This is a genomic window from Stenotrophomonas sp. 80084_Sma, assembly GCF_056481995.1.
On sequence record NZ_CM151177.1, the window covers coordinates 335,001 to 356,405 of the forward strand.

The following is a 21,405-nucleotide window of genomic DNA, read 5'->3' on the forward strand; positions in this document are numbered from 1 at the left end:
CCGGTGGTTCTGTATGGAAGGGCCATCGCTCAACGGATAAAAGGTACTCCGGGGATAACAGGCTGATACCGCCCAAGAGTTCATATCGACGGCGGTGTTTGGCACCTCGATGTCGGCTCATCACATCCTGGGGCTGTAGTCGGTCCCAAGGGTATGGCTGTTCGCCATTTAAAGTGGTACGCGAGCTGGGTTCAGAACGTCGTGAGACAGTTCGGTCCCTATCTGCCATGGGCGTTGGAGATTTGAGAGGGGCTGCTCCTAGTACGAGAGGACCGGAGTGGACGAACCTCTGGTGTTCCGGTTGTCACGCCAGTGGCATTGCCGGGTAGCTATGTTCGGAAGCGATAACCGCTGAAAGCATCTAAGCGGGAAGCGCGCCTCAAGATGAGATCTCCCGGGGCACAAGCCCCCTGAAGGAACCATGTAGACTACGTGGTTGATAGGTCAGGTGTGTAAGTACAGCAATGTATTGAGCTAACTGATACTAATGATCCGAGAGGCTTGACCATATAACCTCAAGTTGCCTTGGCTTTACGACAACGTCGTAAGAGCATCCAAGTGCACGCTACGTCACAAGAACTACGAGAGGCAGGCGCCTTATCCAGCTGTATCGGATGGCGACGCTCCAACCGCCTCCCTGGTGAAATTAGCGCTGTGGAACCACCCGATCCCATCCCGAACTCGGAAGTGAAACGCAGCTGCGCCGATGGTAGTGTGGCTCAAGCCATGCGAGAGTAGGTCATCGCCAGGGTTTACACCCAAAACCCCGCTGCTTACGCAGCGGGGTTTTTCTTATTAAGTGAAGGCACTGCATTTTCCGGGTACCTTCCGCCCCAAGGGCAAGATCGCGAAGCTGGCGCTGCAAGCGCTGCTGCAACCGTCTCCCTGGTGAAATTAGCGCTGTGGAACCACCCGATCCCATCCCGAACTCGGAAGTGAAACGCGGCTGCGCCGATGGTAGTGTGGCTCAAGCCATGCGAGAGTAGGTCATCGCCAGGGTTTATACCCAAAACCCCGCTGCTCACGCAGCGGGGTTTTTCTTATTAAGTGAAGGCACTGCATTTCCCGGGTGCCTTCCGCCCCAAGGGCAAGATCGCGAAGCTGGCGCTGCAAGCGCTGCTGCAACCGTCTCCCTGGTGAAATTAGCGCTGTGGAACCACCCGATCCCATCCCGAACTCGGAAGTGAAACGCAGCTGCGCCGATGGTAGTGTGGCTCAAGCCATGCGAGAGTAGGTCATCGCCAGGGTTTATACCCAAAAACCCCGCTGCTCACGCAGCGGGGTTTTTCTTTGTGCGCGCGAAATGCGGGTAGTGCCGGCCGCTGGCCGGCAGCCCGACGGCGTTACATCGCCCGGTAGATCCACGCCATGCGTGGATGCCCTCCGTGAGGAACCACGGCGCCAACCAAGGTTGGCAGCTACCAACAGCTGGCCCACACAGCGATCGTTTGCCGGCCAGCGGCAGGCACTACAAGTAGATCCACGCCATGCGTGGATGCTCTCTGCACGGAACCACGGCGCCAACCAAGGTTGGCATCTAAAACTGCAGGGCGCGATCACACACAAAAAAGCGGCGCCCTTGCGGGCGCCGCCTTGGCTTGCTTCAGTACTCAGTCGAGCAAGCTCGACGCTACTTCGCCGCAGCCGGGGCCTTGTCCTTCATCATCGCGTCGCGGGCTGCCTTGAACGGGTTGCCTTCGTACCAGTTCGGCCAACGATCGCCACCGGCCAGTTCCTTGCCGACGCCGTACATCAGCTGCAGGTCTTCGACGGTGCCGTCCAGCTTCCAGGTGGCCGCATCGAACTCGTCCTTCGGGCCGTGGTAGCGGTTGGCGCCGTAGTCGGCTGCAGCCTTGCGGCCCGCGTCCACGCCACCCTCGCGCAGGTCTTCGCCGCCATCGGCGTACAGGGCCGGCACACCGGCCTTGGCGAAGTTGAAGTGATCGGAACGGAAGTAGAAGCCACTCTGTACCGAGGTCTCGCCGTGCAGGGTACGGTCCTGGGCCGCGGCCAGCGGCTTGAGGATGTCTTCCAGCTCCGAGCTGCCGAAGCCGGTGACGGTAACGTCCTTGGCACGGCCGGCCACCGACATCGCGTCGATGTTGATCACGCCGGCGATCTTGTCCAGCGGGAAGGTCGGATGGGCAACGTAGTACTTCGAACCCAGCAGGCCGGATTCTTCCAGGGTCACCGCCAGGAACACCACCGAACGTTCCGGCTTCGGCTCCTGGTGGGCCATTGCTTCAGCCACCTCGAGAATGCCGGCCACGCCGGTCGCGTTGTCGACCGCGCCGTTGTAGATGTTGTCGCCGGTCTCGCCCTCGTGCTTGCCCAGGTGATCCCAGTGCGCCATGTACAGCACGGCCTCGTCGGCACGCTTGCTGCCCGGCAGTACGCCCACCACGTTGCGCGATTGCTTCTGCGCGATCTGGCTCTTCAGATCGACCGCAGCGGTGGCCTTCAGCGGCACCGGCTTGAAGCCGCGCTTGCTGGCGTCCTTGTAGGCCTGCGCCAGGTCCAGGCCGGCACCGGCGAACAGCGCCTTGGCAGCGTCGGCACTCAGCCAGCCCTGCACCGGAATGCGGGCTTCCGGGTCATCCTTGGCCGGCAGGTCGTACTGCGGGCCTGCCCAGGAGTTCTTCACCACATCCCAGCCGTAGGAAGCGCCGGCGGTGTCGTGCACGATCAGCGCGGCAGCGGCGCCCTTTCGCGCAGCCTCCTCGAACTTGTAGGTCCAGCGCCCGTAATAGGTCATGCGCTTGCCGTCGAACAGCTTCGCGTCATCGACATGGAAGCCCGGGTCGTTGACGAACATGACGACCGTTTTGCCCTTCCAGTCCTGGCCGGCGTAGTCGTTCCACTTCTGCTCCGGCGCGTCGACGCCGTAGCCGACGAACACCAGGTCGCTGGCATCGACCTTCACCTCGGCCTGGCCGGTACGGGTACCCACCACCATGTCGGTGCCGAACTTCAGCTCGGTGGTCTTGCCGCCCTGGGTGATCTTCAGCACGGTCGATTCGTCGGCCGTGGTCTCGGTCATCGGCACATCCTGGAACCAGCTGTCGCCGTTGCCGGGCTGCAGGCCGATGCGCTGCATCTGGTCGCGGATGTAGTTGACCGTCAGTTCCTCGCCCTTGCTGCCCGGGGCGCGGCCTTCGAATTCATCCGAAGCCAGCGTCTTGACCATCTCGGCGAAGTCGCCGGCGTTGATCTCCGGCGAGAACGCATGGGCCGCCGGCTTGGCAGCGGCGGTGTCGGTGGCCGGCGCGGGCGCCGGCGTGTCTTCGCCTTTGCAGGCACTGAGCGCGGCCGCAGCGGCCAGGCACAGGAGGAGTTTGCGGGGCATCGTCGATTCCTGGAAAACAAAGGGCGGCCGCACCACGTGTACGACCGGTAACAGCGAGTATCACCGAACCGATGGGCGCGGTGTGCTCAGTCCGCCGGAGCGGTTTCGGTGTCGAACGGGATCGGCTCGGCGCCGGTGACCGGGCCGATGCGGGCCGTGCGGTGCACGTACAGCACCACCTCGCGTTCGAACTGCAACGGGCCGTCCACCACGGCATTCGGACCGATGATCACGCGTGGCTTGCGGCTGGCGGTCAGCGAGACGCTGAAGTTTGGCTTGCGCACGTGCACACCGCCCTTGACCTGCGAACCGATGCCCACGGTGATGTCACCGTTGACGGTTTCCACGTCGTTGCCGACGCGGCTTTCGACCAGCCCGATGCCACCGTTCACGGTTTCAACGCCGCCTTCGATCTGGCTGCCGCGATCGCTGAAGATGCTGCCGTTGACGGTGCTGACGCTGCCGTGTGCGATCACTTCGCGGCCCAGGCGTACGCCGCCGTTGACCGTTTCGATCTTGCCGGTGCGCGCGCGATCGGCGACCTTGACCCCGCCGTTGACGGTGTCGATGCTGCCGGTCTCGACGCCTTCGCCGACGCGGATGCCGCCGTTGACGGTGTCCAGCTTGCCGTAGCGCTGGCCGGGTTCGGCGCTGATGCTGCCGTTGACCTTGCTGATGTTTTCCTGCGCTGCCACTGGCCCGGTGACCAGCAGTACGCCCAACAGCAGCGGAATGGAGAGAGCTTTCATGGGGACCTCGATGGATGTGCGGCTGGCAGGCCGCGTGCGGAGATGTCACCATTCCCCGGTACCCCCTGCAACTGCCTGAAGTCACTGGAAAGCCCTTGCGCAACAACGCCTTCCCATCACGCCGACATCACATCGCCGCTGCTCGCGGCGGGCGCTGCCTGCTGTTGGGGCTGGCCTTGGCACTGGCGTTGCCGCTGCCGGGTGCCGCGCAGACCACGCGCGAGACCGAGCGCAAGCTGCAGAAACTGCGCAGTGAACTGAAGGGCGTGGCGCAGGAGCGCCGGCAGATCGAGGGCCAGCGTGGCCAGGCCTCGCAGCAGCTGCGTGAGGCCGACGAGAAGGTGGCCCGCACCGGCCGCGCGCTTGCGCAGACGGAAACCGCGCTGCGCGAGCAGGGCCACGCCCTGGCCGAGGCCGAACAACGCCGCAGCACGCTGCAGGCCAACCTCGCCCAGCAGCATCGCGAGCTGGCCGGCCTGCTGCGTGCGGGCTACCAGCTGGGCAACCACGCACCATTGAAGCTGCTGCTGTCGCAGGACACGGTGGCCGATGCCAATCGCGCCCTGGCCTACCACCGCTACCTGCAGCGCGAGCGGGCCCAGCGCATCACCACGCTGACGGCCGACCTGAAGGAACTGGAAGCGCTGCAGGCACAGATTGCCGAGCGCAAGCAGAAGCTGCAGGGGGCGCAGCAGGACCAGAAGCAGCAGGCAGCGGCGCTGGAAGCCGACCGCCGCGATCGTGCAAAGACCGTGGCCTCGCTGGACGAGCGCTTCAAGGACCAGCGCGAGAAGGAACAGGCGCTGGGCCAGGACGCCAAGGCGCTGGAAACACTGCTGGCCAATCTGCGTGCGGCCGCCGCCCGTGCCGAGGCCGAGCGTCGCGCGGCTGCGCGCCGTGCGGCAGCGGAGAAGGCCGCTGCCGAACGTGCCGCACGCCAGGCCGCGGCACAGGGACGGCCGCCACCGCCCACCAAGGTTCCGCCGGCGGTGGCTTCCGCACCGGCGCCGAAGGTGGGGGGCCTGGGTTGGCCGTTGTCCGGCAACCTGCTGGCCCGCTACGGCGGCAAGCTGCCTGACGGGCGTACCAGCAGCGGCGTGCTGATCGGCGCACCGGCCGGCAGCACCGTCACCGCCGTGGCCGACGGTACCGTGGTGTTCTCCGACTGGATGACCGGCTACGGCATGATCCTGATCGTCGACCACGGCAATGGCTACATGAGCCTGTACGCCCACAACGACACCCTGCTCAAGGACGCCGGTGCACGGGTCAGCCGTGGTGATGCGGTGGCCAAGGTCGGCAACTCGGGGGGCCAAGGGGTCACCGCGCTGTACTTCGAGCTGCGTCGTGGCGGGCAACCGGTGAATCCGGACAGCTGGCTGCAGCGGCGCTGAATCCCCGCTCGCCACGTGCGGGCTGGATTCAACGGGAATTTAGCTGTGCTTCGCGCATAATCGGTGCATGTGCCTTGGGCACCATGCCACCGTCGACAGGAGTGATCCATGCGCGCAGCCCGTACCGCCACCCTCTTGCTGGCCCTGTTGCCAGCGCTGTCCTGGGCGCAGCAGACCGCGCCCGCCCCGAGCCAGGAAACCGGCGGGCAGGCAGCGAGCAGCGAGGAGGCGGTGACCTCGAAGGTGCCGCTGGAGGACATCCGCCGCTTCGTGGCTGTCTACAACGCAGTGCGGGCCGCCTACGTCGATCCGGTCGATGACAAGAAGCTGATGCAGGCAGCGGTGCGTGGCCTGCTGCTCGACCTCGACCCGCACAGCACCTACTTCAACAAGGAAGACGCGCAGGCCTTCGACGAACAGGCCAGCGGCGCCTACGAAGGCATCGGCGTTGAGCTGCAGCAGCAGCCGGACAACGCCAGCATGAAGGTGATCTCGCCGATCGACGACACGCCGGCGGCCAAGGCCGGCATCCTCGCCGGTGACCTGATCATCGCCATCGACGGCAAGCCGATCAGCGCGATCGATGCCAGCGAACCGCTGCGCGGCCCGGCCGGCAGCAAGGTGGTGCTGACCATCGTGCGCGAAGGCAAGCCCAAGCCGTTCGATGTCAGTCTCACCCGCCAGACCATCCGCGTGACCAGCGTGCGCAGCCGCCTGCTGGAACCGGGCTATGGCTACATTCGCCTGAGTACGTTCCAGGCCGACACCGGTTCGGACTTCCAGAAGCACGTGCAGCAGCTGCAGAAGCAGTCCGGTGGCCAGCTCAAGGGCCTGGTGCTGGATCTGCGCAGCAACCCGGGTGGCCTGCTGACCGCTGCCGTGCAGGTGGCCGACGACCTGCTCGACAAGGGCAACATCGTCAGTACCCGCGGCCGCATCAGCATCAGCGATGCACGTTTCGATGCAACGCCGGGCGACCTGCTGAAGGGCGCACCGGTGGTGGTGCTGGTCGACGCCGGTTCGGCCAGTGCCTCGGAAGTGCTGGCCGGCGCACTGCGCGACAACAAGCGCGCCCGCGTGGTTGGCAGCCGCACCTTCGGCAAGGGCTCGGTGCAGACCGTGCTGCCGCTGGACAACGGTGACTCGGTGAAGCTGACCACCGCGCGTTATTACACGCCCAGCGGCAAGTCGATCCAGGCCACGGGCATCGTGCCGGAGGTCGAACTGAAGCCGGCCGCTACGCCGGCCGAGGATGCACTGCCGGCCAGCCTGAGCGATTACAGCGAAGCGACCCTGCCGGGCCATCTGCGCGGTGACGACGAGGGCACCGAGGGCTATCACGCCGGTGCGGTACTGCCGGGCGATGGCCCGATCAACGACGCGCTGGCCGAGCTGAAGAACCCGGGTTCGGTGGCTGCACGCTTGAAGGCCGAAGCGGCGAAAGTGGATGCGGCCAAGGCTGCGAAGGCCGCTGCCGCGAAGCCGGAGGCGAAGGGAGAAGCGAAGCCGGAAGCGAAGCCGGAAGCGAAGCCCGCACCCGTCCCGGCCAAGCCCTGATTCTGTAGAGTCGAGCCGTGCTCGACTGATCCAAGAACGAGCGGGTGCGCGTGGAGCCGGCCAGCGGCCGGCACTACCAGGGGTCAGAAGCCGTGGCGCTTGCGCAGGCGGCGGGCGATGGCCGCCCGCACGTAGACCCCGTACACCACGCCGAACACGAAGCCGCCGATGTGCGCCCACCAGGCCACCATGCCGAAGCTTGGGCCGATATGGGCGAACACCACCTGCAGGGCGGCCCAGACGCCGATCAGCAGGTAGGCCGGGGCGCGCACGAACTCCAGGAACAGGCCGAGCGGAATGACCACGCCCAGCCGGGCGCTCGGGAACAGGGCCAGATAGGCGCCGATCAGTGCGGACACCGCGCCGCTGGCACCGATGATGATCTGGTCCGGGCTGCCCATGGTGTAGATCGCCACCAGGTTGGACACCGCGCCTCCGACCAGGAACAGCAGCAGCAGCCGCCACGGGCCCAGCACCCGCTCAGCAGGCAGGCCGAAGATCAGCAGGAATACCAGGTTGCCCAGCAGGTGTGACCAGTCCGCGTGCAGGAACAGGGCCGTGAACAGCCGCAGCACGCTGCCGTCCTGCAGGGTCGCCCACCAGTCCAGCGGGTGGGTCAGGCCGGTGGACAGGGCGCCCCAGTCCAGCCAGAGGCTGCCCCGGGCGTCGTCCGGACGCGAGATCGACCACAGGAACGCCAGCCACAGTGCCGCAAACAGCACGGGCGTGGCCCAGCGCAGGGCCGCCTTCTTGCGCGACGGGAGGGAGACGAACATGGGCAATAGCCTAGCGTGCGGGCGCTTACGGCGGGGATTGTCCTGTTCAGCTTCTGGGACGAAAAAAGCGCCTGCGCTGTTATTGTTTCATTAACAGCTCTGGGTAATACTCGCATACGGCGTCGTATGTCGGGAGGGGAATCCGGCGCGCTCCGAAGGGCCCCAAGGCCTGCCGGGCGCAGGCGCACTCAGAGCACCATCACCGCTTACCGGAGAGAGAACTACGATGCAAACCGCTTCCACCATTGCCCGTCTGACCCTGCTGGCCGTCGGCGTTGCCGGTGCGCTGGCCGCCGCCGACGCCAACGCTGCTGCCTTCCAGCTGAAGGAAAACAGCGCCAAGGGCCTCGGCCGCGCGTTCGCCGGTTCCGGCAGCGCCGAAGGCGACGCCTCCATCATCGCCGTCAACCCGGCCGGCATGCGCCAGCTGGAAGGCACGATGGTCCAGGGCGACCTGAGCGCCATCAGCTTCAAGGCCGAGTTCAAGGGCCAGGGCCGCAATGCGGCAGGCCGCCCGCAGACCGGTGGTGACGGCGGCGACGCCGGCATGATCGCTCCGGTCCCGGCTGCGTACTTCCACATGCCGATCGGCGAGAAGGCCCACTTCGGTGTGTCGCTGACCGCACCGTTCGGCTTCAAGACCGAATACGACAACGGTTGGGTCGGTCGTTACAGCGGCCTGAAGACCGATCTGAAGGCCATCGACCTCGGCTTCGCTGCGTCGTATGACGTCAACCCGTACGTGTCCTTCGGCGCGTCGGTGTTCGTCGAGCACCTGACCATCGAGCTGAGCAACGCCGTCGACTACGGCAGCATCCTGGCCGGCGCAGGCGTTCCGAACTTTGCCCCGGGTAGCGCGGATGGCACCCTGAAGATCGAGGGTGACAACAATGCCGTGGGCTGGACCGTCGGTGGCCTGTTCTCGATCGACGAGAACACCCACATCGGCCTGAGCTACCGTTCGAAGGTCGAGCACAAGATCACCGGTGGTGATGCGACCTTCCGCGACGCCGACCGCGCCCGTTCGCTGCTGACCAACTCGCCGCGTACCCGCGGCTGGTTCATGGACACCAGCGGCAAGGCCACGGTGACCATGCCGGCCTCGGCCACCCTGAGCGTGACCCACAAGGTCAACGACCGCTGGACCGTGATGGGCGACGTGACCCGTACCGCCTGGTCGACCGCCTTTGACAGCGTCACCGTCGACTACGCGTCGCCGCAGGCGGACTCGGTCCTGGAGTTCGGCTACCGTGACACCACCTTCGTGTCGCTGGGCGCCGACTACAAGCTGAGCGACACCGTCACCCTGCGCGGTGGTGTTGCACTGGACCAGACCCCGACCACCGACGCACACCGCGACGTGCGCGTGCCGGATACCAGCCGCAAGTGGCTGTCGCTGGGCGTGGGCTGGACCCCGTCGGCAAACACCGAGTACAACTTTGGCTACACCCACCTGTTCACCAGCGATCCGAACGTGAACGTGCGTGCCACCACTGCCAACCAGGGCAACTCGCTGTCGGGCAAGTACAAGGTCCGTGGCGACGTGCTGGCGGCTTCGTTCCAGTACAAGTTCTGATTCGGGCCTCGGCCTGACGCAGTACTCGGAAGGCCCCGCGCAAGCGGGGCTTTCTTTTTCTGTGGCCACGGGCCATCCACGCGTGGCGTGGATCTACTGAAGAGCGCAGCCATCCACGGCGTGGATCCACGACAATAGCGCCATGAACCTGTCCGATCCGAACTTCCAGCTGGAGCTGGCTGCCAACATTGCCGTCGCCGGCTCGATCCTGCTGGCCGGCCGCAACAACGTGCACACCTGGTGGCTGGGCATCGTCGGCTGCACATTGTTCGCCGCCGTGTTCGAGCGTTCGCACCTGTACGCAGACATGGTGCTGCAGTTCTTCTTCATCGCCATCAGCGTGCTGGGCTGGTGGCAGTGGCTGCGCGGCGACCATGGTGCGCCGCTGCCGATCACCTCGCTGCGACCGCGTGCATGGGCCTGGCTGGCGCCGCTGGCGGTGGTGGCCACGTTCGGCTACGGCTGGATGCTGACCCGCCTGACCAACGCCTACGCGCCCTACATCGATTCGGCGGTACTGGTGCTGAGCGTGATCGCGCAGATCCTGATGATGCGGCGCAAGCTGGAATCGTGGTGGGTGTGGCTGTTGGTGAACACCGTGGCAGTGCCGCTGTACTACAGCCGTGGCCTGCACCTGACCTCGATCCTGTACGTGGGCTTCTGGATCAACGCGCTGGTGGCGTTGCGTCATTGGCGCGGCCTGATGCGGGTGTAGCGCCGAGCCCACGCTCGGCTGCACCGTACAAGCCGAGCATGGGCTCGGCGCTACAGGAAAAAAGCACAAAAAACCCCGCTTTCGCGGGGTTTTTCGTTCACTGCAACTACCGGGCGATCAGTCGCCCAGGGTCAGCAGCGAGGCGTTGCCGCCGGCGGCGGTGGTGTTCACCGTCACCGTCTTTTCGGTGGCGAAGCGCAGCAGGTAGTGCGGGCCGCCGGCCTTCGGGCCGGTGCCGGACAGGCCCTGGCCGCCGAACGGCTGCACGCCGACCACCGCACCGATCTGGTTGCGGTTGACGTAGACGTTGCCGACGTGGACGCCGTTGCTGATACGGTCGACGGTCTCGTCAATGCGCGAATGCACGCCCAGGGTCAGGCCGTAGCCGGTGGCGTTGATCTGGTCGATCACCGCGTCGAGCTGGTCGCCCTTCCAGCGGATGACGTGCAGGACTGGACCGAACACTTCCTTCTGCAGTTGGCCCAGGTCCTTCAGTTCGTACGCACGTGGCGCGAAGAAGGTGCCATTGGCCGCTTCGGCAGACAGCTCGGCGGCAGCAATCAGGCGCGCTTCGCGGTCCATGCGTTCGGCGTGGTCCTGCAGGATCTTCAGCGCATCGGCGTCGATCACCGGGCCGACGTCGGTGGACAGCAGGCCGGGGTTGCCGACCTTCAGTTCCTTCATCGCACCGGCCAGCATGGTCATCACCTTGTCGGCGATGTCGTCCTGCACGAACAGCACGCGCGCGGCCGAGCAACGCTGGCCGGCAGAGGTGAAGGCCGAACCGATCGCGTCCTTGACCAGCTGTTCCGGCAGTGCCGAGGAGTCGGCAATGAAGGCATTCTGGCCACCGGTCTCGGCAATCAGCACACCGATGGCGGCGTCACGTGCGGCCATCGCGCGGTTGATCGCACGGGCGGTGTCGGTGGAGCCGGTGAAGGCCACGCCGGCCACGCGCGGGTCGGCGGTCAGCGCGGCACCGACGGTGGCACCGTCGCCCGGCAGGAACTGCACCACCTCGGCCGGCACGCCGGCGTCGTGCAGCAGCTTCACCGCGTAGTAGCCGATCAGGTTGGTCTGCTCGGCCGGCTTGGCGATGACGCTGTTGCCGGCGGCCAGGGCGGCAGCGACCTGGCCCAGGAAGATCGCCAGCGGGAAGTTCCACGGGCTGATGCAGACGAACACGCCACGGCCGTGCAGTTGCAGCTCGTTGGACTCACCGGTCGGGCTTGGCAGCTTCTCGGCGTGGCTGAACTGCTCGCGCGCCTGCTTGGCGTAGTAGCGCAGGAAGTCCACCGCTTCGCGCACTTCGGCGATGCTGTCGGGCAGGCTCTTGCCAGCTTCCTTCACGCACAGCGCCATGAACTCCGGCATGCGCGCTTCCAGCTGGTCGGCGGCGTGCTCGAGGATGGCGGCGCGGCTGGCGGCCGGGGTGCGGTTCCAGGCCGGCTGCGCGGCCACGGCGTTGGCCAGGGCCTTCTGCACGGTGGCGGCATCGGCGGCCAGCCACTGGCCGACCACTTCGCGGGTGTCGGCCGGATTGGTCACCGGCAGCGCGGCGCCGGCCGGGTTCGCACCCGGCACCAGCGGGGCGGCCTGCCACGGCTTCACTGCAGCGTTGATCTGCTCGGCGAGGGCGCGCAGTTCGTTGTCGTTGGCGAGGTTGGCGCCCATGGAGTTCTTCCTGTCGTGGTTCTGGCTGCGCAGCAGGTCAACCGGCAGCGGGATCTTGGGATGCGGAATCGATTCGAACGAAGCAACCATCTCGACCGGATCGCGGATCAGGTCGGCGATCGGCACGCGCTCGTCGGTGATGCGGTTGACGAAGCTGGAGTTGGCGCCGTTTTCCAGCAGGCGACGCACCAGGTACGGCAGCAGGTCTTCATGCGAACCGACCGGCGCATACACGCGGCAGGGCAGGTTCAAGCGATCGGCCGGCACTACTTCGGCGTACAGGTCGTCGCCCATGCCGTGCAGCTTCTGGTGCTCGTACACGCCGCCATTGGCGATGCTGCGCACGGCCGCGATGGTGTGCGCGTTGTGCGTGGCGAACATCGGGTAGATCGCGTCGGCATGCGTGAACAGGCGCTTGGCGCAGGCCAGGTAGGAGACATCGGTGTTCTGCTTGCGGGTGAACACCGGGTAGCCCGGGTAGCCTTCGATCTGCGCGCGCTTGATCTCGGCGTCCCAGTAGGCGCCCTTGACCAGGCGCACCTGCAGGCGGCGACCGGCGCGGCGCGCCATGTCGGCCAGGTGGTCGATCGTGTACGGCGTGCGCTTCTGGTAGGCCTGCACGACCACACCAAAGCCATCCCAGCCGGCCAGCGAGGCGTCGGAGAACACCTGCTCGATGATGTCCAGCGACAGTTCCAGGCGGTCGGACTCTTCGGCGTCGACGGTGCAGCCGATGCCGTAGCTCTTGGCCAGTTGTGCCAGTTCCAGCACGCCCGGCACCAGGTCCTTCAGCACGCGCTCGCGCTTGGCGTGCTCGTAGCGCGGGTACAGCGCCGACAGCTTGATCGAGATGCCCGGCGCGTTGTTGACGTCGCCGTCCGGACGGCCGCCGCGTGCCTTGTGGTCGCCGCCGATGGCGTGGATCGCACGACGGTAGTCTTCCAGGTAGCGCAGCGCGTCCTTCATGGTCAGCGCGCCTTCGCCCAGCATGTCGAAGGAGTAGCGGTAGTTCGCGTTGTCGCCCTTGTGCGAGCGCGACAGCGCTTCGCTGATGGTGCGGCCCATGACGAACTGGTGGCCCATGATCTTCATCGCCTGGCGCACGGCCAGGCGCACCACCGGCTCACCGACGCGGCCGACCAGGCGCTTGAACGCGCTGGGCGCATCGGCACGGGTGGCGTCGTTCATCTGCACCAGCTTGCCGGTCAGCATCAGGCCCCAGGTGGAGGCGTTGACCAGCACCGAGTCGCTGCCGCCCAGGTGCTTTTCCCAGTCGGCATCGGCCAGCTTGTCGCGGATCAGCTTGTCGGCGGTGTCCTGGTCCGGAATGCGCAGCAGCGCCTCGGCCACGCACATCAGCAGCACGCCTTCCTCGCTGCCCAGGTCGTACTGGCGCATGAAGGCTTCGATCGCACCCTGGTCCTTGGCACGCACGCGCACGCGGCCGACCAGGTCGGCGGCCAGCGCCTGCACCTTGGCCTGCTCTTCGGCGGGCAGGCGGGCCTGCGCCAGCAGCTCGCGCACGTGGCTGGCCTCGTCCTTCAACCAGCCATCGGTGATGGCCTGGCGGAACGGGTTGGGGGGCGCCGGCAGTTCCGGCGACAGCAGCGCGCCGGGACGCGGAGCGTCGTGGGCGGCAGGGGAGGAGGAAGGTGCGTTCATGCCGGTCCGGCCAGTGGAAAACTTGGCGATTTTAATCATTTTTCCGGGTTGCGGAAGTGCCCATCAGCCACCTTCGTGAAGCGCTGATAGCCCCTAGCTGCGGTGGATTCAGCGTGTTCAGCAAGCTCGGCAGAATTTGTGCTGAATTCGTCATTCGTACCGCCGACCTCATGCTGTGTTGCAGCATGGTAAAAAGTGTGAATGCACCCTTGCTACCGGCGAGAGGGCGGGGCTACCATCGAGACGTTTCCCGCGGCAGGAACGCGGTTGCGACATGATCGAGGTGCTTCCAGCTCCGGATGGGTCAGGTACGCAGCTGCGGCTGCGTCCCCCACGGGCGCTCGATGCCCGGCAGTTCGTCCTGTTGTTCACCGTGTTGTCGGGTGCGATGTGGCTGGTGTCCGCCCTCGGGTGGTTGGCCGGCAATGCATTCGCCCCCCTGTTCGCGCTGCTGTACAGCCTGGTGCTGGCGGCGGCACTGCGTGCCTTGTGGCGCAGTGGTGAACGGCAGGAGGAGATCCGGGTAGTGCCGGCGTACGTGGAGGTCATCCCCGTACCCGGTGGATCGCCGGTGTTCCGGGCCCACCCCCACTGGGTGCGCCTGCTCACCGACGACGAGAGGGTCCGGCTGGCATCCAGCGGCCGGCAGGTGGAGGTGGGGAGTTTCCTCGCGCCGGCCGAACGTCAGACGCTCGCAGAGACACTTGAAAGCTTGCTCGCCGCCAGCGATGGCGGCAACCGACGACGCTAAGGGTCTAGGCAATGAAGCAAAGCAGCAGGTGGGGCACGAAGTGCGTTGCAGCGGTCGCCGCCATGGTGGCCGGGGGACTGATGCCGGCGTTGGCCTGGGCCCAGGCGGCCGATCCCAAGCCGTGGCAGCTGAACATGGGCAAGGGGGTGACCCAGACCTCGCGCCTGGCCTGGGAATCGAACAATCTCTCGTTGATCATCTGCACGGTGATCGGCGTCATCGTGTTCGGGGCGATGGCCTACGCCATCTTCAAGTTCCGCAAATCCAAGGGCGCGGTCGCCGCCACCTTCAGCCACAACACCAAGGCCGAGATCATCTGGACGGTGATCCCGGTGATCATCCTGATCGTGATGGCATGGCCGGCCACGGCCAACCTGATCAAGATGTACGACACCCGCGATGCCGAGATGACGGTGAAGGTCACCGGCTACCAGTGGATGTGGAAGTACGAATATCTCGGCGAGAACGTCACCTTCACCAGCCGCCTGGACCGCGAGTCCGACCGCGTGCGGCAAAGTGGCATCGTGCCGACCCGCGAGACTCACCCGCATTACCTGCTGGATGTCGACAACCGCCTGGTGCTGCCGGTCGATACCAAGGTGCGCTTCGTCATCACCTCCGACGACGTGATCCACGCCTGGTGGGTGCCGGCGCTGGGCTGGAAGCAGGACGCCATCCCCGGTTTCATCAATGAGGCCTGGACCAGCATCGAGCAGCCCGGCGTCTACCGCGGCCAGTGCGCCGAGCTGTGCGGCAAGGACCATGGCTTCATGCCGATCGTGGTCGAGGCGGTGTCCAAGGAAGAGTTCAAGCAGTGGCTGGCGCAGCGCAAGCCGGCGCCGCCCGCCGAGCCGATAACGCCGGCGGCACCTGCCGAACCGACTGCACCGACGGGAGAGGCACCTGCAGCGCCTGCCGCTGCTGAAGCCGGCAGCGCGCCTGCCACCGCGGCCAGCGGCGCGTGATGTAAAGCCCGCGGCCGTTCGCGGCCGTGGTGACAACCGATTCTGAGAGGTGTTTTGCAATGGCGCACTCGGCAGTTGGGCACGACGATCACCATCACCAGCAGAGTTTCTTCGAGCGTTGGTTCTTCTCGACCAACCACAAGGACATCGGCACGCTGTACCTGGGTTTCAGCTTCATCATGTTCATCATCGGTGCGGCGATGAGCGTGGTGATCCGCGCCGAGCTGGCACAGCCGGGCCTGCAGTTCGTCAAGCCCGAGTTCTTCAACCAGATGACCACCGTGCATGCGCTGGTGATGATCTTCGGTGGCGTGATGCCGGCCTTCGTCGGACTGGCCAACTGGATGATTCCGCTGCAGATCGGCGCGCCGGACATGGCGCTGCCGCGCATGAACAACTGGTCGTTCTGGCTGTTGCCGGTGGCTTTCAGCCTGCTGCTGCTGACCCTGTTCCTCCCTGGCGGTGCACCGGCCGGCGGCTGGACGTTGTACCCGCCGCTGTCGCTGCAGGGCGGCTACAACGTCGCCTTCAGCGTGTTCGCGATCCACGTGGCCGGCATCAGTTCGATCATGGGCGCGATCAACATCATCGCCACCGTGCTCAACATGCGCGCGCCGGGTATCGACCTGCTGAAGATGCCGATCTTCTGCTGGGCCTGGCTCATCACTGCCTTCCTGCTGATCGCGGTGATGCCGGTGCTGGCCGGTGCGGTGACCATGCTGCTGACCGACAAGTTCTTCGGCACCAGCTTCTTCAACGCCGCCGGTGGCGGTGACCCGGTGATGTACCAGCACATCTTCTGGTTCTTCGGGCACCCCGAGGTCTACATCATGATCCTGCCCGCCTTCGGCGTGGTCAGCGAGATCATCCCGACCTTCAGTCGCAAGCCGCTGTTCGGCTACCAGGCGATGGTGTACGCCACCGCCGCGATCGCGTTCCTGTCGTTCATCGTCTGGGCCCACCACATGTTCACCGTGGGCATGCCGCTGGGCGGCGAGATCTACTTCATGTTCGCCACCATGCTGATCTCGATCCCGACCGGGGTGAAGGTGTTCAACTGGGTCAGCACCATGTGGCGTGGCTCGCTGACGTTCGAGGCACCGATGCTGTGGTCGGTGGCCTTCGTCATCCTGTTCACCATTGGTGGCTTCTCCGGCCTGATGCTGGCGATCGTCGCCGCCGACTTCCAGTACCACGATACCTACTTCGTGGTCGCGCACTTCCACTACGTGCTGGTGACCGGCGCGGTGTTCGCGCTGATCGCCGCGGTGTACTACTGGTGGCCGAAGTGGACCGGGCGGATGTATAGCGAGAAGTGGGCCAAGGTGCACTTCTGGTGGTCGATCGTGTTCGTCAACCTGTTGTTCTTCCCGCAGCACTTCCTCGGCCTGGCCGGCATGCCGCGGCGTATTCCCGACTACAGCGTGGCCTTCGCCGACTGGAACCTGATCAGCTCGATCGGTGCGTTCGGCATGTTCGCCACGCCGTTCATGATGGCCGCGATCCTGCTGTCCTCGCTGCGCAACGGCGAGAAGGCCGAGGCCCGATCGTGGGAAGGTGCGCGCGGCCTGGAATGGACGCTGCCGTCGCCGGCACCGGCGCATACGTTCACCACGCCGCCGACCATCCGCCCGGGGGATCTGGCGCATGACGACATCACGCATTGAGGTGGGGCATGCATAACGAAAGCCCGCTCCCGATCGGTAGAGTCGAGCCATGCTCGGCTGATGCCTTGGGTAGAGTCGAGCCATGCTCGACTGACGAAAAGCAGCCGACCAGCGGTCGGCTCTACCAGGGTGGAAGCATCGACCAGCAACGCCAGCGCGCCAGGCGCACGGCGATGTGGGTCGGCGCCATCGCCGTGCTGGTCTACGTCGGCTTCATCCTCAGCGGGGTGATCGGCCGATGAGCGAGGCGCCGGCCAGCACACCGTCACGCAGTGCGGGGCTGCCGCGCCTGATCGGCGTGGCGGTGGCGGTGTTCCTGCTCACGTTCTCGCTGGTGCCGCTGTACCGCATCGCCTGCGAAAAGGTATTCGGCGTGCGCCTGGAGCGCGGTCCCGGCAGCGAGGCCAGTACCGGCGCCGTGACCGGCAAGCGCACCGTGCGCGTGGAATTCGATGGCGGGGTCAACTCACGGCTGCCATGGTCGTTCCATCCCGAGCAGCTGACCATGGACGTGGTGCCCGGCGAACTCAACGAAGCGCTGTACTTCGCCCGCAATGACAGCCAGCAGGCAGTGGTCGGCAGCGCGGTGCCTTCGGTGGCGCCGGCGCGTGCGTCGGGCTTCTTCAGCAAGACCGAGTGCTTCTGTTTCACCGCGCAGACGCTGCAGGCCGGCGAGAAGCGCGACATGCCGGTGCGCTTCATCGTCGATCCGGACCTGCCACCGGAGATCAAGACGATCACGCTGTCCTACACCTTCTACCGCAACGACGCGCTGTCCGATCGGCTGGCTCCGGCCGCCACCTCGGAAGGCGCGCACGCCGCACCCTGACCCCGGATACCGACATGGCCCAGACACCGACCGACGCCAACGTGTACTTCGTCCCGGCCCAGAGCAAATGGCCGTTCGTGGGTTCCATCGCGATGATGGTGACCATGGTCGGTGTGGCCAGCTGGCTCAACGATGCCAGCTGGGGACGCTGGACGTTCTACATCGGCATCGCGATGCTGGTGCTGACCCTGTTCTGGTGGTTCAGCGACGTGGTGCGCGAATCGCAGGCCGGCAACTACAACCATCAGGTCGATGGCTCGTTCCGGATGGGGATGATCTGGTTCATCTTCTCCGAAGTGATGTTCTTCGGTGCGTTCTTCGGCGCGCTGTTCTACACCCGCAACCTGGGCCTGTCGTGGCTCAGCGGCGAAGGCCGCGGGGTGATGACCAACGAGCTGCTCTGGCAGGGCTATTCCGCCGGATGGCCGACCAATGGCCCGGCGGCGATCGGTGGCGCGTTCCAGACCATTCCGGCCTGGGGCCTGCCGCTGATCAACACGCTGATCCTGCTGACCTCCGGCGTGACCCTGACCATTGCCCATCACGCGCTGAAGGCGGGCAACCGTCGCCAGCTGCTGATCTGGCTGGGCCTGACCGTGGTGCTCGGCCTCGGCTTCCTGACCCTGCAGGCGGAGGAGTACATCCACGCATACAAGGAACTGAACCTGACGCTCGGTTCGGGCATCTACGGTTCAACGTTCTTCATGCTGACCGGCTTCCACGGCGCGCACGTGCTGCTGGGCACGATCATGCTGATCGTGATGTGGCTGCGTTCGGCCAAGGGGCACTTCACCCGCGACAACCATTTCGGTTTCGAAGCCGCCGCGTGGTACTGGCACTTCGTCGACGTGGTGTGGCTGATGCTCTTCATGTTCGTCTACGTGCTTTGACCGCGCACGTATCGGTGGCCTCAGCCGCCGATGCCGTGCGGTTTGATCCAGCCCATGTAGATGCTCACGATCACCAGTACGATCAAGGCCACCGACACCCCGATGCGGCGTGTCAGTGCGTTGACCGTGCGCTTGGTCTGGCCGCGGTCGACCAGCAGGTAATACAGGCCGGCGCCCAGATTCCAGACGATGACGATCAGAAACGCGATTACCAGCAGGGTCTTCAGCGAATCACTCATGCGCGGCTCGAGGGCAGGGTGGATGGGCCTATCTGACCGCGTTTGCGCGGACTTGTCATGATGCGCCAGCACACGCGCCTGATCGGCTGGCTGTTGGCGCTGCTGGCGATGGCTGCTTTCACCGCGTTGGGGCTGTGGCAGCTGCAGCGCATGCATGCCAAACAGGCAATGTTGGATGCACAAGGTCCAGCCGTGGCACAGGCGCTGCCACTGGCGCAGGCTCTGGCGGCGCCCGGCGCGTTGCACGGCGTGGCCGACCACGGCCGCTTCCTGCCCGGCCTGGTGCTGCTGGACAACCAGACCCGGCATGGTCGCGCCGGGGTGAAGATCTATCGTCCGTTCCGCAGTGACGGAGGCAGCGTGCTGCTGGTCGACCTCGGCTGGCGCGCGCTGCCGCCGGATCGCACGCTGCCGGATGTGCCGGCACCGCCTTCGCCGGTGGCGGTGCGTGGGTTATTGGCGCCGCCGCCGTCGGCGGGACTGGCACTGGGCCCGGCGTTCTCCGCTACCGATGAGGCCGGGCGTTGGCTGGCCAGCCGTTTGCCCGCCGAAGGCCTGGCGGCGGCGCTTGGCCTACCGGTATTGCCCGACCGCGTGCTGCGGCTGGATCCGGTGCTGCCATTCGGCGACGAACGCGATCTGGACCTGCTGCCGAACACGCTGCCGCCGCAGCGTCACCTGGGCTACGCCGTGCAGTGGTTCGGGCTGGCGCTGACCGTGCTGGTGGTGGCGCTGGTACTGGAATGGCGCAGGAGGCGCCCCATCGCCCGGTAGTGCCGGCCGCTGGCCGGCAATCCCTCGGTTTCCTGGGTGCCGGCCAGCGACCGGCACTACCGGCATCCCTTACCCAACCATGAGAAAATGCCCCGCATGAACACTGCTACGTCCCCGCAGGCGCGCGGCTCCGGCCGCCGGACCCTGGTGCTGCTGTTTGCCGTGTTCTTCGGGGCGATGGCACTGGCCGCCGTGCTGCGCTTCTCCGGCTGGCAACCGACCGGGCACCGCAATGCCGGCCAGCTGCTGAAGCCGCCGGTGGACCTGCGCCAGCAGGCGCCGACCCTGGCCAGCGGCCAGCCCTACGCCTGGAACCCCGAGGCCCGTACCTGGCGCCTGCTGGTGGCGCCGGCCGATGCCTGCGACGCGCAGTGCGTCACTTTGTCGCAGGGACTGGGCAAGGTGTGGCAGCTGTTCGGCCATAACGCCGATAATGTCGAAATCCTGTGGCTGGGAACGCCACCGGCGTCGATCGCCTCGCTGCCCGCGCTGCGGCCGCTGGCTCCGTCGCCAGCACTGCGCGCGGCCCTGCCCGGCGTCGACGATCCGGCTGGCCTGCCGGTCTACGTGATCGATCCGAACGGCTTCGTGATCATGCGTCATGCCCCGGGCACCGACCTGGGTGGCCTGCGCAAGGACATGGCCACGTTGCTGAAACTGAAGTGAGTCCCGTTTGATGAGCCTTTCCGCGCGTCCGGCGCTGCACCGCAATTTCCACCGCCTGGCGTGGTTCGCCATGATCATGACCGCGAGCACGATCATGTTCGGCGCGTTCGTGCGCCTGTCCGATGCCGGCCTGAGCTGCCCGGACTGGCCGACCTGCTATGGTCAGGCCACCTGGCCGCAGCACGTGGAAGAGACCATCGGCCACCCGGCGGCGGAGATCCGCCCGCTGGAGACCCACAAGGCCTGGCGTGAGCAGGTGCACCGCTTCCTGGCTGGCGCGCTGGGCATCGAGATCCTGACCCTGGCCCTGTTGGCCACGCGTAAGCGGCGATTCGGAAGCACGGCGGTGGTGACCGCCTGCGTGCTGGTGGCGGCCGGCATACCGCTGTACATGATGGGCTGGCATGGCACGGCCAGCGTGCTGGCGTTGATCGGTGAGGCGATCCTGCTGATCGCCGCGCTGCGCTGGAGCAACATCGACCTGGCGCGCGCTGCATTGCTGACCCTGGCGGTGGTGATCTTCCAGGCCTTGCTGGGCATGTGGACGGTGACCCTGCTGCTCAAACCCATCGTAGTGATGGGCCATCTGCTCGGTGGCATGCTGATGTTCGGCCTGCTGGTGTGGATGGCCTGGCGCGCGACGCACATGCCGATCACCCTGGCCGAGGCGCCGAAGCTGAAGTGGCTGCTGCGCATCGGCGTAGCGGTGCTGGTCACCCAGATCGCGCTGGGGGGCTGGGTCAGCGCCAATTACGCGGCGCTGGCCTGCGGCGGTGGCAGCGCCTCGTTGGACAACTTCCCGCGCTGCGCCAACCAGTGGTGGCCGCAGCACAACTTCGTCGAAGGCTTCACCCTGTGGCGCGGCATCGGCGTGGATTACGAAGGCGGCGTGCTGGATGGCGCTTCGCGTATCGCCATCCAGATGGCGCACCGCCTGTTCGCGGTGGTGGTGGCCGTCTACCTGCTGTGGCTGGGCGTGCGCCTGTTCCGGTTGCCGAGCATGCGTGGCTGGGCCAGCGCGTTGATCGCGCTGCTGGTGCTGCAGGTCACCCTCGGCATCCTCAATGTGAAGCTGGCGCTGCCGCTGGAAGTGGCGGTGGCCCACAACGGCGTGGCCGTTGCCCTGTTGTTCGTGCTGGTCAGCCTGCTGGCCCGCCTGCGTGCTCCGGACTGAT

The 21,405-nt window shown here is 66.1% G+C and carries 18 protein-coding genes and 4 rRNA genes (1 of these 22 cut by a window edge); 17 read left to right on the forward strand and 5 right to left on the reverse strand.

Translation table 11 applies throughout. The annotated features are described in order from the left end of the window. The 4 genes from ACZK3W_RS01500 to rrf (ACZK3W_RS01515) form a co-directional block, all read left to right on the forward strand. Positions 1-509 (forward strand): 23S ribosomal RNA (locus ACZK3W_RS01500); it begins 2,372 nt to the left of the window's first position. Between the two features lie 127 nt (positions 510-636). Continuing rightward, positions 637-751 (forward strand): 5S ribosomal RNA (rrf, locus tag ACZK3W_RS01505). 133 nt (positions 752-884) lie between these two features. Beyond that, positions 885-999, forward strand: a 5S ribosomal RNA gene (rrf, locus tag ACZK3W_RS01510). Between the two features lie 133 nt (positions 1,000-1,132). Beyond that, positions 1,133-1,247, forward strand: a 5S ribosomal RNA gene (gene rrf / locus ACZK3W_RS01515). Positions 1,248-1,630: 383 nt separating this feature from the next. Here the strand turns inward: rrf (ACZK3W_RS01515) and ACZK3W_RS01520 are convergent. Both ACZK3W_RS01520 and ACZK3W_RS01525 read right to left on the reverse strand, forming a co-directional pair. Then, positions 1,631-3,346: a M28 family metallopeptidase gene (locus ACZK3W_RS01520; protein ID WP_049421206.1), complete on the reverse strand. Its 1,716-nt coding sequence runs from the start codon at positions 3,344-3,346 to the stop codon at positions 1,631-1,633. A gap of 86 nt (positions 3,347-3,432) precedes the next feature. Continuing rightward, on the reverse strand, positions 3,433-4,095 hold the full coding sequence (locus tag ACZK3W_RS01525; RefSeq protein WP_032129713.1) for a DUF4097 family beta strand repeat-containing protein: 663 nt from the start codon (positions 4,093-4,095) through the stop codon (positions 3,433-3,435). A 95-nt stretch (positions 4,096-4,190) separates the two neighbouring features. Here ACZK3W_RS01525 and ACZK3W_RS01530 point away from each other — a divergent pair, with 95 nt between their 5' ends. Further along, a complete protein-coding gene (locus ACZK3W_RS01530) occupies positions 4,191-5,489 on the forward strand; it encodes a murein hydrolase activator EnvC family protein (RefSeq protein WP_478450330.1) in 1,299 nt (432 codons plus the stop codon). 108 nt (positions 5,490-5,597) lie between these two features. Further along, entirely contained in the window at positions 5,598-7,046 is a 1,449-nt protein-coding gene (locus ACZK3W_RS01535) for a S41 family peptidase (RefSeq protein ID WP_478450331.1), read from the forward strand. Between the two features lie 83 nt (positions 7,047-7,129). Here the strand turns inward: ACZK3W_RS01535 and ACZK3W_RS01540 are convergent, their stop codons facing one another. Next, the gene (locus ACZK3W_RS01540) at positions 7,130-7,822 is read right to left on the reverse strand and encodes a rhomboid family intramembrane serine protease (RefSeq protein WP_134731213.1); all 693 of its coding nucleotides are present in this window, start codon (positions 7,820-7,822) and stop codon (positions 7,130-7,132) included. Between the two features lie 226 nt (positions 7,823-8,048). On the opposite strand from ACZK3W_RS01540, the gene ACZK3W_RS01545 reads away from it, so the two are divergent. Continuing rightward, the gene (locus tag ACZK3W_RS01545; RefSeq protein WP_336686076.1) at positions 8,049-9,398 is read left to right on the forward strand and encodes an outer membrane protein transport protein; all 1,350 of its coding nucleotides are present in this window, start codon (positions 8,049-8,051) and stop codon (positions 9,396-9,398) included. Between the two features lie 142 nt (positions 9,399-9,540). After that, the gene (gene pnuC, locus ACZK3W_RS01550) at positions 9,541-10,113 is read left to right on the forward strand and encodes a nicotinamide riboside transporter PnuC (RefSeq protein WP_049461913.1); all 573 of its coding nucleotides are present in this window, start codon (positions 9,541-9,543) and stop codon (positions 10,111-10,113) included. 117 nt (positions 10,114-10,230) lie between these two features. On the opposite strand, the gene putA is transcribed toward pnuC, so the two are convergent. Next, on the reverse strand, positions 10,231-13,449 hold the full coding sequence (putA, locus tag ACZK3W_RS01555) for a bifunctional proline dehydrogenase/L-glutamate gamma-semialdehyde dehydrogenase PutA (RefSeq protein ID WP_107432928.1): 3,219 nt from the start codon (positions 13,447-13,449) through the stop codon (positions 10,231-10,233). A 274-nt stretch (positions 13,450-13,723) separates the two neighbouring features. On the opposite strand from putA, the gene ACZK3W_RS01560 reads away from it, so the two are divergent. The 6 genes from ACZK3W_RS01560 to ACZK3W_RS01585 are packed head-to-tail and all read left to right on the forward strand — an operon-like array spanning position 13,724 to position 18,551. Beyond that, on the forward strand, positions 13,724-14,200 hold the full coding sequence (locus ACZK3W_RS01560; protein WP_004153894.1) for a DUF2244 domain-containing protein: 477 nt from the start codon (positions 13,724-13,726) through the stop codon (positions 14,198-14,200). Between the two features lie 11 nt (positions 14,201-14,211). Then, positions 14,212-15,165 carry a cytochrome c oxidase subunit II gene (gene coxB / locus ACZK3W_RS01565; protein ID WP_478450332.1) on the forward strand — a complete coding sequence of 318 codons (954 nt, stop codon included), beginning with the start codon at positions 14,212-14,214 and terminating at the stop codon, positions 15,163-15,165. 59 nt (positions 15,166-15,224) lie between these two features. After that, positions 15,225-16,832 carry a cytochrome c oxidase subunit I gene (gene ctaD / locus ACZK3W_RS01570; RefSeq protein WP_100467696.1) on the forward strand — a complete coding sequence of 536 codons (1,608 nt, stop codon included), beginning with the start codon at positions 15,225-15,227 and terminating at the stop codon, positions 16,830-16,832. Positions 16,833-16,840: 8 nt separating this feature from the next. Beyond that, complete coding sequence (locus tag ACZK3W_RS01575; protein WP_478450333.1) at positions 16,841-17,074, forward strand: hypothetical protein; 234 nt, start codon at positions 16,841-16,843, stop codon at positions 17,072-17,074. Further along, positions 17,071-17,661 carry a cytochrome c oxidase assembly protein gene (locus ACZK3W_RS01580; protein WP_032129722.1) on the forward strand — a complete coding sequence of 197 codons (591 nt, stop codon included), beginning with the start codon at positions 17,071-17,073 and terminating at the stop codon, positions 17,659-17,661. Before ACZK3W_RS01575 ends, ACZK3W_RS01580 begins: the two co-directional genes overlap by 4 nt. Positions 17,662-17,675: 14 nt before the next feature. Further along, the gene (locus tag ACZK3W_RS01585; protein WP_005412024.1) at positions 17,676-18,551 is read left to right on the forward strand and encodes a cytochrome c oxidase subunit 3; all 876 of its coding nucleotides are present in this window, start codon (positions 17,676-17,678) and stop codon (positions 18,549-18,551) included. A 20-nt stretch (positions 18,552-18,571) separates the two neighbouring features. Here the strand turns inward: ACZK3W_RS01585 and ACZK3W_RS01590 are convergent, their stop codons facing one another. Next, on the reverse strand, positions 18,572-18,790 hold the full coding sequence (locus tag ACZK3W_RS01590; RefSeq protein ID WP_010484233.1) for a twin transmembrane helix small protein: 219 nt from the start codon (positions 18,788-18,790) through the stop codon (positions 18,572-18,574). Positions 18,791-18,847: 57 nt separating this feature from the next. Between ACZK3W_RS01590 and ACZK3W_RS01595 the strand changes: the two genes are divergently transcribed. The 3 genes from ACZK3W_RS01595 to ACZK3W_RS01605 all read left to right on the forward strand — a co-directional run bounded on the left by ACZK3W_RS01595 (position 18,848) and on the right by ACZK3W_RS01605 (position 21,404). Then, entirely contained in the window at positions 18,848-19,564 is a 717-nt protein-coding gene (locus ACZK3W_RS01595) for an SURF1 family protein (RefSeq protein WP_478450334.1), read from the forward strand. A 96-nt stretch (positions 19,565-19,660) separates the two neighbouring features. Then, positions 19,661-20,230, forward strand: a complete 570-nt coding sequence (locus ACZK3W_RS01600) for a hypothetical protein (protein ID WP_180838558.1) — start codon at positions 19,661-19,663, stop codon at positions 20,228-20,230. A 10-nt stretch (positions 20,231-20,240) separates the two neighbouring features. Continuing rightward, positions 20,241-21,404, forward strand: coding sequence for a COX15/CtaA family protein (locus ACZK3W_RS01605; RefSeq protein WP_032129725.1), 1,164 nt, complete (start codon positions 20,241-20,243; stop codon positions 21,402-21,404). The last annotated feature ends 1 nt before the right edge of the window (position 21,405 follow it).